This window comes from Sorangium sp. So ce119 (assembly GCF_051524405.1).
Lineage (GTDB): Bacteria > Myxococcota_A > Polyangia > Polyangiales > Polyangiaceae > Sorangium > Sorangium cellulosum_G.
Genome location: NZ_CP150310.1, coordinates 3,363,478 through 3,377,399 on the forward strand (window position 1 = coordinate 3,363,478; position 13,922 = coordinate 3,377,399).

Annotated in this window: 14 protein-coding genes and 1 pseudogene; 8 read left to right on the forward strand and 7 right to left on the reverse strand. The window is 67.0% G+C overall.

The annotated features are described in order from the left end of the window. Positions 1–21 precede the first annotated feature (21 nt). The 5 genes and pseudogenes from WME76_RS12580 to WME76_RS12600 all read right to left on the reverse strand — a co-directional run bounded on the left by WME76_RS12580 (position 22) and on the right by WME76_RS12600 (position 1,668). Positions 22–393, reverse strand: a complete 372-nt coding sequence (locus WME76_RS12580; RefSeq protein ID WP_437960375.1) for a hypothetical protein — start codon at positions 391–393, stop codon at positions 22–24. A gap of 111 nt (positions 394–504) precedes the next feature. Then, positions 505–663 (reverse strand): hypothetical protein, encoded by a 159-nt coding sequence (locus tag WME76_RS12585; protein WP_437960376.1) that lies wholly within the window; start codon positions 661–663, stop codon positions 505–507. Continuing rightward, positions 599–1,270 carry a transposase gene (locus WME76_RS12590; RefSeq protein WP_437962106.1) on the reverse strand — a complete coding sequence of 224 codons (672 nt, stop codon included), beginning with the start codon at positions 1,268–1,270 and terminating at the stop codon, positions 599–601. The genes WME76_RS12585 and WME76_RS12590 overlap by 65 nt, the downstream gene beginning before the upstream one ends. Positions 1,271–1,298: 28 nt before the next feature. After that, positions 1,299–1,520, reverse strand: a pseudogene (locus tag WME76_RS12595) (transposase); the annotation flags it as partial. Positions 1,521–1,530: 10 nt separating this feature from the next. Further along, the gene (locus tag WME76_RS12600) at positions 1,531–1,668 is read right to left on the reverse strand and encodes a hypothetical protein (RefSeq protein WP_437960377.1); all 138 of its coding nucleotides are present in this window, start codon (positions 1,666–1,668) and stop codon (positions 1,531–1,533) included. Positions 1,669–1,902: 234 nt separating this feature from the next. Between WME76_RS12600 and WME76_RS12605 the strand changes: the two genes are divergently transcribed. Further along, positions 1,903–2,166, forward strand: coding sequence for a hypothetical protein (locus WME76_RS12605; RefSeq protein WP_437960378.1), 264 nt, complete (start codon positions 1,903–1,905; stop codon positions 2,164–2,166). Between the two features lie 131 nt (positions 2,167–2,297). Continuing rightward, entirely contained in the window at positions 2,298–7,235 is a 4,938-nt protein-coding gene (locus WME76_RS12610; RefSeq protein ID WP_437960379.1) for a tetratricopeptide repeat protein, read from the forward strand. Positions 7,236–7,428: 193 nt separating this feature from the next. Here the strand turns inward: WME76_RS12610 and WME76_RS12615 are convergent, their stop codons facing one another. Together WME76_RS12615 and WME76_RS12620 are read right to left on the reverse strand one after the other, a co-directional pair. Beyond that, positions 7,429–7,587: a hypothetical protein gene (locus WME76_RS12615; RefSeq protein WP_437962252.1), complete on the reverse strand. Its 159-nt coding sequence runs from the start codon at positions 7,585–7,587 to the stop codon at positions 7,429–7,431. Then, positions 7,523–7,912, reverse strand: a complete 390-nt coding sequence (locus WME76_RS12620) for a hypothetical protein (protein WP_437960380.1) — start codon at positions 7,910–7,912, stop codon at positions 7,523–7,525. The genes WME76_RS12615 and WME76_RS12620 overlap by 65 nt, the downstream gene beginning before the upstream one ends. A 44-nt stretch (positions 7,913–7,956) precedes the next feature. Between WME76_RS12620 and WME76_RS12625 the strand changes: the two genes are divergently transcribed. The 6 genes from WME76_RS12625 to WME76_RS12650 all read left to right on the forward strand — a co-directional run bounded on the left by WME76_RS12625 (position 7,957) and on the right by WME76_RS12650 (position 13,887). Next, the gene (locus WME76_RS12625) at positions 7,957–8,199 is read left to right on the forward strand and encodes a tetratricopeptide repeat protein (protein ID WP_437960381.1); all 243 of its coding nucleotides are present in this window, start codon (positions 7,957–7,959) and stop codon (positions 8,197–8,199) included. Then, complete coding sequence (locus WME76_RS12630; RefSeq protein WP_437954402.1) at positions 8,196–8,648, forward strand: helix-turn-helix domain-containing protein; 453 nt, start codon at positions 8,196–8,198, stop codon at positions 8,646–8,648. Before WME76_RS12625 ends, WME76_RS12630 begins: the two co-directional genes overlap by 4 nt. A gap of 17 nt (positions 8,649–8,665) precedes the next feature. Continuing rightward, positions 8,666–8,989 carry an IS66 family insertion sequence element accessory protein TnpB gene (gene tnpB / locus WME76_RS12635; RefSeq protein ID WP_437954403.1) on the forward strand — a complete coding sequence of 108 codons (324 nt, stop codon included), beginning with the start codon at positions 8,666–8,668 and terminating at the stop codon, positions 8,987–8,989. A 271-nt stretch (positions 8,990–9,260) separates the two neighbouring features. Further along, the gene (tnpC, locus tag WME76_RS12640; protein ID WP_437954404.1) at positions 9,261–11,303 is read left to right on the forward strand and encodes an IS66 family transposase; all 2,043 of its coding nucleotides are present in this window, start codon (positions 9,261–9,263) and stop codon (positions 11,301–11,303) included. Positions 11,304–12,012: 709 nt separating this feature from the next. Then, on the forward strand, positions 12,013–12,528 hold the full coding sequence (locus WME76_RS12645; RefSeq protein ID WP_437960382.1) for a hypothetical protein: 516 nt from the start codon (positions 12,013–12,015) through the stop codon (positions 12,526–12,528). 336 nt (positions 12,529–12,864) lie between these two features. After that, complete coding sequence (locus WME76_RS12650; RefSeq protein ID WP_437960383.1) at positions 12,865–13,887, forward strand: hypothetical protein; 1,023 nt, start codon at positions 12,865–12,867, stop codon at positions 13,885–13,887. Positions 13,888–13,922 lie beyond the last annotated feature (35 nt).

Sequence of the window (13,922 nt, forward strand, 5' to 3'; positions counted from 1 at the left end):
ATGCATTTCGGCGGCGCGGTGTCAAGGGCCGGCATGCACGAAGGGGAGGCGCGCGCCCCAAGCCCACGCAAGCTGGGGTGCGCGCTTCGTCGTGCCGATGCGCGCAGCGACGACGCCGTGCACGATGTTCCATGGATCGAGCCGCACTACGGGTGCGGTGCGGCCACCAAGCCTTCGCAGGAAGCACTCGGTACCAGTGGAGGGACTCTGCGTCGCCAAAGCGGACAGCCCGACGAGTGTATTGAGCGTGACCAGGCTGTCGAGATCGAGCCCCTCGATGCACAGGCCCACCGGTCCGAGCGCGTAGGTAAAAGAAGCCGGAGCGCTGCGCGAAGAAGTGTGGCGCGGCGAACCGAAGTGGCGGGACCGCGCGCGTCGCGACGCGTCGTTCATGGGTCGAAAGAGCGGGTCGAGCGCGGCGCAGCGCGTGCCAAGGGGCGCATCGGCGTGCCGCGGGCACACATCGCCCTCCGGGAGTTGGTCTGGCCCGGGATGTTCTGGCGGCTATGGGGCGTCCCCGAGCGCCTTGCGGCGCAGGACGGTGCTCTTCCAGTACGGCGGCCCTCGGCTGGGTGAGCGGCCTGGAACGTTGGTCGACTCACCGAGCGCGGTGAGGAAGCAGGCGATGTTGCTCGGCTCGGTGATCATGGCGACGAGCTTCATCCTGCCCTTGCAGGCCGGGCACTCGAGGACATCGAGCGCAAACGTGCGGCGCAGAAGCTCGGCGCGGGTCGTCGACCGCCCGGTAGCCGCCCCGCTTGCGTCTGGGAGCGGGCTCGTCGTCCGCCTTCGCGGGCTGTTGCGGCTTCGCAGGGCGCGGTCCGATCAGCTTGCGCCATGGGCCAGCAGACGCGAGCACCCCCGCGTACTTGACCGTGTGGAACCGCGGCGGCAGGACGCTGGCCGCGAGCCGGCACAGGAGCGAGAGCGGGGCCATATCGACCGCGACGGTCCCGTAGGCAAAGGCGCGCTTGAGCGACAGCCGCACCAGGCCGTCCTGTTGCAGCTCGACGCACTCCTGTGCGCTCCGCGGTCTCAGGACATAGCGCAAGAGCGCCTCCCTCGACGCGGTATGGTGCGCGCCGGCGCGTGTCGCCGCGTGCAAGGTGAAGCCATCCAGCGAGGCGCACAGCGCGCATGGCGTACGCGAGTGCGCTCGGCAAGAGCGGCGACAGCCCACGACGCCACTGCGGCCCGGCAGGCGGCTCTCGTCCGGAGACGGCAGAGGCGCACAGCGCGGCCTCGGGCTCGTTGTCCTTGTCGACGCCATGCTCGAGATCGAACAGCCCGTGCCGTCGCAGGCTGCGCATCATGCGCCGGACGGCGTCCTCGATCACCTGACCGACCGCGCGCGTCTGCAGGTGACCGAGCTCGTTCCACACGAGCTCTGCGCCGTGTTTGTGGTAAGCCCCGTCGAGAAAGACAACGTGCAGATGTGGATTGAGCCGCAGGTCGCCGGACGTGCGTTGCACGACGGTCACCGCGCCGCTCTTGGCCGCGCCGAGCGCGCCTCGGCGCATGGCGCGCTCTTCATACAACCGCTCCACGCCGGCAGAGCAGCCCGCAGTCGAGATAGGCTTCGAGCTGTTTCTTCGTACGCTCGGGTATCCGGATGGCGATGGCGCCGTCGTCGATGGCTCCGTAGAGCGTCTGGACGTTGTCGCGCACGACCTCGTAGAGCGTCGTCCTCTCGGGGCGACGGCGCTCGTAGACGATGCCTGGGCAGCCATCCGCGCTGGCCACACGGCGCCGGGACCGCACGCCGCGGGCCAGGCGGCGACGGCGCGATCTCCCGCGTTATCGCGAAAGCCCGGCGGGCCATCGCCCATGGCGGCGCCATGGCGGACGGCGCGCCGCCGCTTACTCGCCGGCTCGATGCGGCACTCCGGCAGGATGGGGTCGGTGTCCCGCACGCGGAGCGCGAAGCTCTCGCGCTACCTCGAGAAGCAGGGGCGCAAGCCGCTGCTCGTCGCGGCCGACATGCAGCGCCCCGCGGCCGTCGAGCAGCTCAAGGTCCTCGGCGACCAGCTCAAGATCCCGTTCAACCCCCCGGGCGAGTCGCCGGTCGCCATCTGCGCCGCGACCCGCGGCGAGGCGAAGCGGCTCGGCCGCGACGGCGGTTCTTGGGCGCTATCGTCGTCCAGCACCGCAGCCTCGTGCAGGTGACCCAGCAGAGCTCGGCGCCCCCAGGTCAAGCCCGCGGGGCTCGGCCCCCCAGGTCGAGCCTGCGGGGCTCGGCGCCCCCCACCCCCGCACGTCCCTTCCTCGCGAGCGTCTGCGCGCGTATCCTTCGGCGGATGTCCAAGGGCGGTGTGACGTTTCGTAAGGTCGACGTGGTCATCCTCGTCGCGATCACGCTGGAGTATCAGGCTGCCCTCGAGGTTGAGGAAGGCGCGTTGCAGGGCAGCAGGTGGGAGCCTGAGAAAGGTCCAAACGGCCTTCCTGTCGCATTCAGGAGCTTCCAGGGAGCGCGTGGAAGGCCGCTCCGTGTTGCGCTGGCGCAGGCCGGCGACATGGGCGCGGTTGCTGCGATGAACGCGCTGCTGCCGCTGGTGCATGCATACGCGCCGAAGTGCATTGCGATGTGCGGCGTGTGCGCGGGGCGGCCTAGAAAGACGCGTCTTGGCGATGTCGTCGCCGCCGAGCGTTTGTTCTTCCATGATGCAGGCAAGCAGCTGCCAAACGACGTGCAGCAGGATCTGAAGTCATACAACCTGCGCGAAGACTGGAAGCTCGCGCTGGAACATATGGACTTCGCCGGACGCTTCCGGGACAGAGCCTGGTGGAAGAAGCGTCCGATCCCCTACGAGTGGCAGGAGAATTGGCTCCTGGCGAAGCTGCACGAGGGAGTCGCACAGCCCGACCAGCTGCCGGAGTGCGAGGAGTTATGCCCGCAGTGGGAGAAGGTCGTCTCTTCGTTGTGGGAGTCCGGCCACCTGAAGGATTCCACTCTCGAGGTGACCGACGAAGGACGCAAGCGCATCGGCCGCATCCTGATTCTGCATCACCGTCAGTTCCCGGACCTCTCTCCTGCGGGGGCGGTGCTCCCTTTCAAGGTGCACGTCGCGCCGATGGGCAGCGGCAACAAGGTGGTTGAGGACGAAAAATGCTGGGGCTTCATATCGGAGTACATGCGTAAGACGCTCGGTCTCGAGATGGAAGCGGCTGCCCTTGGAGCTCTCGCGCACGCTCAGCGCGATTCAAGGCTCGACGCACTGGTGATGAAGGGTGTCATGGATTTCGCCAACCATGGGCGGGACGATCATTTCAAAGAGTTCGCAGCCCGCGTTTCGGCTGAGTGCGTACTCGCGTTCCTACGCAAGCACGTCGAGCCCGAAGTGGCACCTGGAATCGATGACTTGTTGACCGACGGGCACGTGGACTTGGAGCCGGACGCACCCCCGTCCGCGTTGCTCAGTGCACGGCATGAGGTCGTGCCGTGGCACGAGCCGGGACGCGAGGAGGTACTGGTTGAGCTAGATCGGTGGTGTGACGACGCGTCACCTGTGGCGGTGCGGCTGCTGCATGCGGAAGGAGGTGTCGGCAAGACGCGTCTTGCGATCGAATGGTCGCGCCGACGTCGCGCAGAGGGCTGGGCCGCGGGCTTCCTGGCGAAGGGTGAGCCCGAGGACTGGTTCGAGCGACTGTGCGCGCTGGGAAGGCCGCTCGTCGCGGTGCTGGATTACGCGGAGGTCCGTGCGGATCTGCGCGAGGTGCTGCTGCGCGTACTCCGTTACGGTCAGCAGCAAGGGACCGGTTCGCTGCAGCGGGTCCGGCTGCTGCTGCTCGCGCGGAGCGACGGTGACTGGTGGCAGTCTCTGAAGCAGTACGACACGGCGCTCGGGGCATGGCTCGATGCTTCGCAATCGCTGGAATTACAGCCTTTGGCGACTCGTATTTCCGAGCGCGAGGCAGTGTTCCTGGAGGCGGCGCGGAGGTTTGCGGAGCGGGGGCAGAACACCCCGGTTGAGCGCTCGCCGATCGAACTTTCGGACGCGCGCTTCGACCACGTTCTTTATTTGCACATGGCTGCACTCGCGACCGTTGCACATCTCAGTTTTGAGGCCAACACGCTAATGGATACGATCCTCGATCACGAGGAGCGTTTCTGGGAGGAGCGCGCCCGACAAGCCGGAGTAGCGCTGGCGTCACAGCGGTCGCTTGCACGACAGATTATGGCCGCGTCCACGCTGCGCGGTGGGCTCGCGGATCCGGCCGAGGCGTCTGCCGTCGTCGGAAGGCTGCTGCGGCGAGCTCTCACACAGGGCGACGAGGATCTGCTGCGGCTGTTACATCGAGTCTACCAGGGCGTGAGCGGGGGCGTCGCCGCGTACATCCCGGCGCTCGAGCCAGACCTTTTGGGAGAGGGCATCGTGCTGCGCGTGAGCGCACCCAAGCTTACGGAGGACCGTCCGCCCTTGGACTGGATCGAACGCGTCTTTCCACCGTACGAAGCGGGAGAGGCGGTGCTTACGGGGTTTTCGGTGCTGGGGCGCGCGTCGGCGACGGGGCCGGGGCCGGCGGTGATCCGTCCGTGGATGGAATGGATGCTTAACGGGCCTCAGCACGAACGAGCCGCACTAGCTCTGGAGGCAGCGAAGCAAGTCGGGCACCGGACGCCGTTCTCGCTGCTCGGCGAGGTGTTGGCCGACTGGCTGGTGGCGGGCGCGGGTAGGGAGGTGGCACGCGTGCTGGAGAGGGTGGGGCTGCCGTACCCGACCGTGTCGCTGCGCCGTGTCGCGGAGTGGGTGAGCCGAGCGCTGCTCCGGGACAGCGGTGACGGGGCGGACGAACCGTCACTCGCGGAACATGCGCGGCTGCTGAACAACCATTCGATTGACCTAGCCAGTCTTGGACAGAGAGAGGAGGCGCTAGCGGCGGCCAAGCAGGCCGTCGCCGTTTACCGCAGGCTGGCGGAGCGCAACGCCGATGCGTTCCAGCCAGACCTCGCTATGAGTCTGAACAATCTGGGAGCCAGGTGGAGCGCCCTCGGACGGCGGGAGGAGGCGTTGGAGGCCTTGAAGGAAGCTGTTGCCATTTACCGCAAGCTGACGGAGTGCAACGCCGATGCGTTCCAGCCAGACCTTGCCGGATGTCTGAACAACCTGGGAGCCGGGTTGAGTGACCTTGGGCGGCGGGAGGAGGCGTTGGAGGCCTTGAAGGAAGCTGTCGCCATTCACCGCAAGCCTGCGGAGCGCAACGCCGATGCGTTCCAGCCAGACCTCGCTATGAGTCTGAACAACCTGGGAACCAGGTTGAGTGACCTTGGGCGGCGGGAAGAGGCGCTGGAGGCCTTGAAGGAAGCTGTCACTATCTATCGCAAGCTGGTAGAGCGCAACGCCGACGCGTTTCAGGTAGACCTTGCCGGGAGCCTGAACAACCTTGGGGCCGGGTTGAATGACCTTGGGCGGCAGGAGGAGGCGTTGGAGGCCTTGAAGGAAGCTGTCACCATTTACCGCAAGCTGGCGGCGCGCAATGCCGATGCGTTTCAGCCAGACCTCGCCGGGAGTCTGAGCAACCTGGGCAACAGGTTGAGTGATGTTGGGCGGCGAGAGGAGGCGCTGGAGGCATTCAAGGAGTCCGTCGCCATTCGCCGCAAGCTGGCGAAGCGCAATGCCGACGCGTTCCAGGCAGACCTCGCCGGGAGCCTGAGCAACCTGGGCAACGGGTTGAGTGATGTTGGGCGGCGAGAGGAGGCGCTGGAGGCATTCAAGGAGTCCGTCGCCATTCGCCGCAAGCTGGCGGAGCGCAATGCCGACGCGTTCCAGGCAGACCTCGCCGGGAGTCTGAACAACCTGGGCAACGGGTTGAGTGATGTTGGGCGGCGAGAGGAGGCGCTGGAGGCATTGAAGGAGTCCGTCGCCATTCGCCGCAAGCTGGCGGAGCGCAACGCCGACGCGTTCCAACCACGCCTCGCCGGGAGCCTGAATAACCTGGGCAACAGGTTGAGCGACCTCGGGCGGCGAGAGGAGGCGCTGGAGGCATTGAAGGAGTCTGTTGCCATTTACCGCAAGCTGGCGGAGCGCAGCGCCGACGCGTTCCAGCCACACCTCGCTATGAGTCTGAACAACCTAGGCAGCAGGTTGAGTGATGTTGGGCGGCGAGAGGAGGCGCTGGAGGCATTGAAGGAGTCCGTCGCCATTCGCCGCAAGCTGGCGGGGCGCAATGCCGACGCGTTCCAGGCAGACCTCGCCGGGAGCCTGAACAACCTGGGCAACGGGTTGAGTGATGTTGGGCGGCGAGAGGAGGCGCTGGACGCCGCCAAGGAGGCCGTTGCCATTTACCGCAAGCTGGCGGAGCGCAACGCTCCTGCGTTCCAGGCAGCTCTCGCCGGGAGCCTGAATAACCTGGGGGCCGGGTTGAGTGACCTTGGGCGGCGAGAGGAGGCGCTGGACTCCGCCAAGGAGGCCGTTGCCATTTACCGCAAGCTGGCGGAGCACAGCGCTGATGCGTTCCAGCCAGCCCTCGCTGCGAGCCTGAATAACCTGGGCAACAGGTTGAGTGACCTTGGACAGCGAGAGGAGGCACTGGAGATCTGGAAGGAGGCTGTCGCCATTCGCCGCGAGCTGGCGGAGCGCAGCGCCGACGCGTTCCAACCAGATCTCGCTGCAAGCCTGAACAACCTGGGCAACGGATTAAGTGCCCTTGGACGGCGAGCGGAGGCGCTTGAGATCTTGAAGGAGGCCGTCGCCATTCGCCGCAAGCTGGCGGAGCGCAACGCCGACGCATTCCAGCCACACCTCGCCACGAGCCTGAACAACCTGGGGGCCGAGTTGGATGACCTTGGGCGGCGAGAGGAGGCGCTGGAGATCTTAGAGGAGGCCGTCGCCATTTACCGCAAGCTGGCGGAGCGCAACGCCGACGCGTTCCAGCCAGATCTCGCTGCGAGCCTGAACAACCTGGGCAACGGATCAAGTGCCCTTGGGCGGCAAGAGGAGGCGCTCGGGATCTTGAAGGAGGCCGTCGCCATTTACCGCAAGCTGGCGGAGCGCAACGCCGACGCGTTCCAGCCACACCTCGCCACGAGCCTGAACAACCTGGGGGCCGGGTTGAGTGCCCTCGGGCAGCGAGAGGAGGCGCTGGAGATCTTGAAGGAGTCCGTCGCCATTTGCCGCAAGCTGGCGGAGCGCAACGCCGACGCGTTCCAGCCACTCCTCGCTGCAAGCCTGAGCAACCTGGAGGCCGGGTTGAGTGCGCTTGGATGGCGAGAGGAGGCGCTAGTGCACCGTAGGTAAAAGAAGCCGGAGCGCTGCGCGAAGAAGTGTGGCGCGGCGAACCGAAGTGGCGGGACCGCGCGCGTCGCGACGCGTCGTTCATGGGTCGAAAGAGCGAGCCCCGCGCGGCGCAGAGCGCGCCAAGGGGCGCATCGGCGTCCCGCGGGCACACATCGCCCTCCGGGAGTTGGTCTGGCCCGGGATGTTCTGGCGGCTACGGGGCGTCCCCGAGCGCCTTGCGGCGCAGGACGGTGCTCTTCCAGTACGGCGGCCCTCGGTTGGGTGAGCGGCCTGGAACGTCGGTCGGCTCACCGAGCGCGGTGAGGAAGCGGGCGATGTTGCTCGGCTCGGTGATCATGGCGACGAGCTTCATCCTGCCCTTGCAGGCCGGGCACTCGAGGACATCGAGCGCAAACGTGCGGCGCAGAAGCTCGGCGCGGGTCGTCGACCGCCCGGTAGCCGCCCCGCTTGCGTCTGGGAGCGGGCTCGTCGTCCGCCTTCGCGGGCTGTTGCGGCTTCGCAGGGCGCGGTCCGATCAGCTTGCGCCATGGGCCAGCAGACGCGAGCACCCCCGCGTACTTGACCGTGTGGAACCGCGGCGGCAGGACGCTGGCCGCGAGCCGGCACAGGAGCGAGAGCGGGGCCATATCGACCGCGACGGTCCCGTAGGCAAAGGCGCGCTTGAGCGACAGCCGCACCAGGCCGTCCTGTTGCAGCTCGACGCGCTCCTGTGCGATCGGGGGTGAAGCTGTCGCGCTACCTCGAGACGAACCAGCGTATGCGCGAGGAGGATCCGGCGGATCCGATGCCCTGGTACAACGAGGGGCTCCACCTCCTGAACGACGGTCGCGACGACGAGGCGATCGCGTTCCTCGAGAGGGCGATGGTGCTCGGCCAGCGCTTCCTCTCGCCGCGATGTAGCCGCTCCGCAGACCGCGTCTTTTCCCTGGCCAGCTTCGGTTGCACGCTACGCGGCGTCCGATGAGGGCCGTGCCCTCGTCGAGCGAAGAGGAGCGAGCGATGCCAGGAAGCAGGGAGCTGGTGCAGCTGCGTGCGGAGCTGTCGAGGTATCGAGAGCAGAAGAGCCGTGGGAAGTACCCGGGCGAGCTGCGAGAGCGAGCCGAGGCGTACGCCAGGGAGCGTTCCCGGGCGGGGGCGACGCCGACCGAGATCGCCACGGAGCTCGGTGTCCACAAGATGACGGCCGACCGATGGGTGGCTGGCGGTGAGCGCGCAGATGAGGGGGCGTTGCCAGCGACCATCAAGGCGGCTCAGCATGTTTCGTTCCTACCCGTCGTGGTGCGCCCGGAGCGCCGAGAGGCGCCGCCTTTGCGGCTCAACGTCGCATTTGCCGATGGGACACGGATGCAGGTACGTGGGATAGGCGCGCGCGACCTCGTGGAAGCGATCGAAGCGTTGCGGAGGGGGCAGTGACGCCCGCGACGATAGCCGTGTATCTGGCGGTCGGACCAGTGGACTTGCGTGGCGCGTTCGACCGGCTCGCCGCGATCACCCGGCAGGTGCTGTGCCTGGACCCGGCCAGCGGCGCGCTGTTCTTGTTCCTTAACAAGAGGCGCAACCGGCTGAAGGCACTTTGGTGGGACCGCAACGGATACACAATTCTGTACAAGCGTCTCTCGAAGGGTGCGTTTGCTCTGCCCTCGTTCACCGAGGCCGACGGCAAGTGTATAGAGCTGTCAGCACAGGACTTCGCGCAGCTGCTCGCCGGTCTACCCGTGGAAGAGCTGGCAAGCCGCCGCCGCGTGGTGCACTGAGGTGTCTGCGCCGGCGCTCGTCCACCGCGCTGCCGGACACCGCGCTACGGGCGCCAGCGCGGCCCGATGGCGGCCGGCTCAGCCCGATGCCGAGGTGGAGCAGGGCGCGAGTTGCATCATCCCGAAGACCTCGCGACAGCGCAGCGCCGAGGGCGCATCACGCTTGTTCCGCGTTCCCACTTTCGACAAAATATTCTCATCAAAAAACAGCGGAAAGTGTCTACGTAAGGTACTTGCCAGGAGCAAGCGGAGCGGGCATCCATGGCGCGCTTTGACCTCGACGACACGACCCGGTGGGACCGAGCTGCCGCAGTCGGCGGAGACAGAGCGCCTTGACGGCGCGGCGCTCGTGCTCGGCTATCTCCAGGCCAGGGGACAAGGACAGGGGAGCCCCGCCGACCCCGCGTCGGCGGTCGACGCGCTGCTCCGGCGGGTGCAGGAGCTCGAGGCGAGGCTGACCGAGCTCTCGACGGCGGAGCAGCAGGCCCAAGAGCTCGCTCGCTCCGTCGAGTCGCTCAAGGCGTACAATCGACAGCTGCAGGAGACGATTCGGACGTTGGAGATCGGGTTCCGGCGCCACGTCTCCGAGCAGATCTCGCCTGACCAGCTGCGGCTTTCGCTGGCCGGTGAGCCAGGCGCCTGTCCGGCTCCCGCGTCGCAGGCCGAGAGCCTCGGCACCTCGCCCGAAGCGGACCCGAGCGAGGGCAGCAGCCCGCCGCCGGACCCCGCGAGGCCGCCGGAGCGTGGGGGGACGGCAGAGTCCTCCTCCGGCTCCGATCCCGGAGGTGGCAAGCGAGTTAAGCGCCACGAGCACGGGCGCCGTCGCATCGGTGTCATCCCGAGGGTGATCATCGAGACGCTGCCGCCGGAGGTGCTGCTCCAGGGCATCGAGCGCTTCGAGCGTGTGGGCGTCGAAGACAGCTCGGTTATCGGCCACCGGCGCGGCGGCCCCGTGGAGATCGTCTGGCGTCGACCCAAGTACGTGGCCAAGGCGGAGGTACCGGCGGCGAGCCGCGCAGCGGGCCAGGAGCCTGCTTCTTTGCCAGCCGTAGGGTCGGCCTTCACGCGCGAGCTCGACGAGCCCCTCGTCCTGCGGGAGCACGAGTTCCTGGGGATCCCCACGGACACGGGCTTCAAGCAAAGCCCCTTCGTCGACGGCGTCCTCGTACGCTACACGCCCGAATCGGACGCTGAGGAGGACAGCGGCGGACCGGTGAAGATCGCCTCGCTGCCGGAGCGCCCGATCGACAGGTGCCTTGCCGATCCGAGCCTCTTGGCCCACCTGTTCGTCCACAAGCTCGACTACCACATGCCCTACTACCGGCAAGAGGTGGAGTCGGATCGCCACGGCTTTCGCATCGGCCGCAGCAACATGACACGCTGGCAGTACGATTGCGGCGGCATCGCGATGCGCATTGCCGATGCCATGTGGAGCGACGCGCTTTCGAGGTCGTGGTTCGCCATGGACGCGACGGGCACCGCCATCCGGGCCAAGGAGAAGCACCGCTATGGGCATGTCTTCGTCCTGGTCGCGCCAGGCGATGGCGTGCTGTTCCGCTATACACCGACGTACGACGGCCTCACCGTCGCGAAGCTCTTCGGCGGCTACCAGGGGACGCTCGTCGCCGATGCTTCGGCCAACCACAACGTGCTGTTCGGGCCGGGCAAGGCCCGCGAGGCCGGCTGCTGGAGCCATGCACGGAGGCGCTTCTTCAAGGCGTTCAAGGCCGGGGCGGGCAAGGAGGCGGCGTTCGCGCTCCAGACCCTCCAGGCGCTCTTCCGCGTCGAGGAGGAATGCGCCCTGTGCAGCCCGGACGAGCGCCTCGCGATCCGGCAGCGCGAGTCCGCACCGCTGATCGAGAAGCTCTTCGCCTGGGCCGAGGCGCAGCGGCAGGTCGTCCCGGAGCATTCGCCGTTGCGCGAGGGGCTGGTCTATTTGCACAACCAGAGGGAGGCGCTCTGCGAGTTCCTCTCCAACGGGGAGATCCCCATCCACAACAATGCCAGCGAGAGGGCTCTGCGCCGCGTCGTCAAGGGACGGCGCAACTGGCTGTTCCACGGCAGCGACGAGCATGCTGTCCGGGCGTGTGCCATCACGTCGCTCATCGCGACCTGCCAGATGCACGGGCTCGACCCCGAGCTGTACTTGCAGGAGATCCTGACCGTGGCTCCGAGCTACCCGCTCCGTCGCATCCTCGACCTGAGTCCCAAGAACTGGGTCGCGACGCGACAACGCCTCATCGCCGAGGGGCGGCTCAAGTACCTGGACCTGGCTCGGATCACCGGCTCGCGGCTCGCCTTCCGCGACCGCTGATCGTGCGGCGTTGCCCGCTTCCGTCGCGCCCACAGCGCTCGTCGCGTCCGGAGCGGCCGAGTGGGGCGCGCGTCCTCTCCGCGCCGAGGTGCGTCGGCTCGTCGAGCCGGTGCTGTCGTCGCTTCGCCCCGCCACCGTCGAGTTCGTCTTGGCGGGGCGCCTTCGGGTCGCTTCGCTTCGGCGCGGCTTGTCCGCGCCTCCGGTCGGCGGCCGTTCGCCCACCTCCTCCGCGAACGGCTGGGCGGCGGTCTTGCGGCGCCGCACGCCGGCGGCCTCGGCAACTCCCGCGCGCTCCTGCTGCGAGGCCGCGCGACGCGGGCGCCCCTTCGCGCGGGCGGGGGCGTCCTCGCGGCCCTGCCACGCGACATGCGGCGCCGACAGCTTCAGCACCGCCGTCGTCAGGCTCGGGACTTCGGCGCCTGCGTCCCCGCTCCGTCGCTTCGTCATCGCATCGCGACTCTACGCACGTGGCCGCCCTCCACAAGCACGCTTCAGAACGCGCTCTGCGGAGCGGCTACGCCGCGATCGAGCCTGGCGCAGATCTACCAGCACCGGGCGCTCGCGCTGTGGCAGAGCATGGTCGCCGAGCTCCCGCCGGGGCACCCCGTGCGCCCGACGGCGGAGGAGAGCGCCGCGGCGCTGGGCCGCATCACGCCGGCGCGGATGCTGGTGGGGCAGGCGCGCAGGCGCAGGCTCCAGGGGCCGTCGCATGGCGATTGTGGGGCGGCGCGCGTTCATCGCGCAGGTCACCGTGGGGGCTGGCCTCGTGGTGCTCGGCGGGTGCGGCGGCGCGCCCGGGGCGGGGGGCGCGCCTGCGGGGGCGAGGGAGGCGCTTGGGGAAGCGAAGGGCGCGCCCGCGGGGGCAAAGGCCGCCCCTCCGGCGCTGGCCGTGGCGGCGGCGCCCGGCATCGAGGCCGCGCTGCAGGGCGGCGTGCTCGAGCTCAGCTACCGGTACCCGAGGGCTCTCGGCGAGCGGATCGACGCCGCCCCGTGGGCTGCCACGCTGGTGGTCGCCATCCACCCCGAGTCGGCGTCCCCCGCCTCCCGGAGCCTCGCGAGCGGGGCGCTCCGCACCGAGGCTCCCGTGCTGGATCAGGGGATGTTCCGCGCCGCGGCCGAGGTCGATCTGGCGGTCTTCTTTGGGCTCCGTGCGCCGTTCGTCCGCTACGTCCATGCGTCGTTTCTTCACCTCCGGTCCGAGGTGCTGCGCGTCGCGGTCGGGTGAGCCATGAGGGGAGCGCCGCGAGCTTTCGCTCATTGGAGCGGCGTTATCACCTTCCCGGAGTTGAGGATGCCGTCCAGCGAACGGCAGCACCCGCACGCGACCCGACGTGGGAACCGATGGCGTTCGGGTTCGGTGCCGCGTAGCTGGGCACCGATCTACCCCATGGTGTTGGACAGCGTTTGGGCCTTGCGGCGCAGAGCCGATCCGTGAGATTTTTTGGTGCGCAAAACTACAGAAGGCAACGGTGTAGACAGACCTGGTCCGGCGGCTTCGGTTGACCAACCGACTGATCGTTAGGCGCGCCCAGAGCAGACCTGTAAGACACCGAGCACGTCAATGAAGTACATATTCAATACTCAGTTCCTCAAAGTTCAGCCGCCCGCAACGTCCTTCGGAGATGCCTGGGAACTGCTCTGCCTTGACCTTCTCCGAGCTTCCGATCCGGACGGCGACTACCTTCACCTGATGCCTCCAGATCGTGGTATCGACATACTCCACAAGAGCGCGGCCGAGGCTTATCAATGCAAGTCAGACGAGCGCGGTGCGCTCGGTACCATTCCCGCAGCTCCTACAGTCGAATCGCTTCGCACAGCCGTCGAGCACTGGAACACATTTGAGTGGCTCCAATACCGGTTGGCGACTAACGCCGAATACACCGGGAGGGGTGTCGAGGAGATCCTCAAGGTTGCCGAGGAACTCGGTGTTGGTAAGCGCTCGATCCTGTTTCTCGGTCCAGATTACTGGTCCGAGCTGTGCGACCAGCACCTTTCCAAGGTACAGAGCAGATTGGATTATCGACTCTTTTTCACCGAGGAACAGACCATCGATGCGTTTCGCAAGGCTCGGTACTTTGAGCACAAGGTCAAGGAATACGAACGACTTATTAAGGATAAGGGCTACGTACTGGACCTGGCAAACAACCGCACACCTGTCCGACTTCAAATCCCGTTCTCCCTGGACCTAACGGTTGAGCACTGCCTTGACGTTGCGATGTCGCTTCTCGGGCTGACGCTGCGGAGAGAGGAATACGCGGACCTGCGAACCTCTGCCAGTCCAAGTATATCAATCACCATCGACAGGGTTTCTCAGGATTTTAGCAAGAAGTTGGCCGAGTACACAGACGAGGAGCGCCAGAAGCTGAGCCTATGGATCACCATCGTCTGGAGCGACGAACTCTCGTCCGATACGAAGCGCAGCACTCGCGAAATGCATGAATTTGTCACCGGTCTACGGGATGTCAACATTGATTATGTCGACCGGAGAGCCATGACGATTCGACGTTTCGAGCGTTCTCTAGAGGAAACCATGTGGACGGCAGTACTTGGAGTTCCTAGTGTTACCATGCGAGGAGGCGCCTAACCAAAAATTGGTGCTGACGGCGAGGTGTGCCCCGC

Bases quoted from the DNA above. Each gene is read 5' to 3' on its own strand.
- WME76_RS12630 (WP_437954402.1), top strand. From the start codon at position 8,196: ATGAGGGCCGTGCCCTCGTCGAGCGAAGAGGAGCGAGCGATGCCAGGA.
- WME76_RS12650 (WP_437960383.1), top strand. From the start codon at position 12,865: ATGAAGTACATATTCAATACTCAGTTCCTCAAAGTTCAGCCGCCCGCA.
- WME76_RS12585 (WP_437960376.1), bottom strand. From the start codon at position 663: ATGAAGCTCGTCGCCATGATCACCGAGCCGAGCAACATCGCCTGCTTC.
- WME76_RS12580 (WP_437960375.1), bottom strand. From the start codon at position 393: ATGAACGACGCGTCGCGACGCGCGCGGTCCCGCCACTTCGGTTCGCCG.
- WME76_RS12590 (WP_437962106.1), bottom strand. From the start codon at position 1,270: ATGGCGTCGACAAGGACAACGAGCCCGAGGCCGCGCTGTGCGCCTCTG.
- WME76_RS12610 (WP_437960379.1), top strand. From the start codon at position 2,298: ATGTCCAAGGGCGGTGTGACGTTTCGTAAGGTCGACGTGGTCATCCTC.
- WME76_RS12645 (WP_437960382.1), top strand. From the start codon at position 12,013: ATGGCGATTGTGGGGCGGCGCGCGTTCATCGCGCAGGTCACCGTGGGG.
- WME76_RS12615 (WP_437962252.1), bottom strand. From the start codon at position 7,587: ATGAAGCTCGTCGCCATGATCACCGAGCCGAGCAACATCGCCCGCTTC.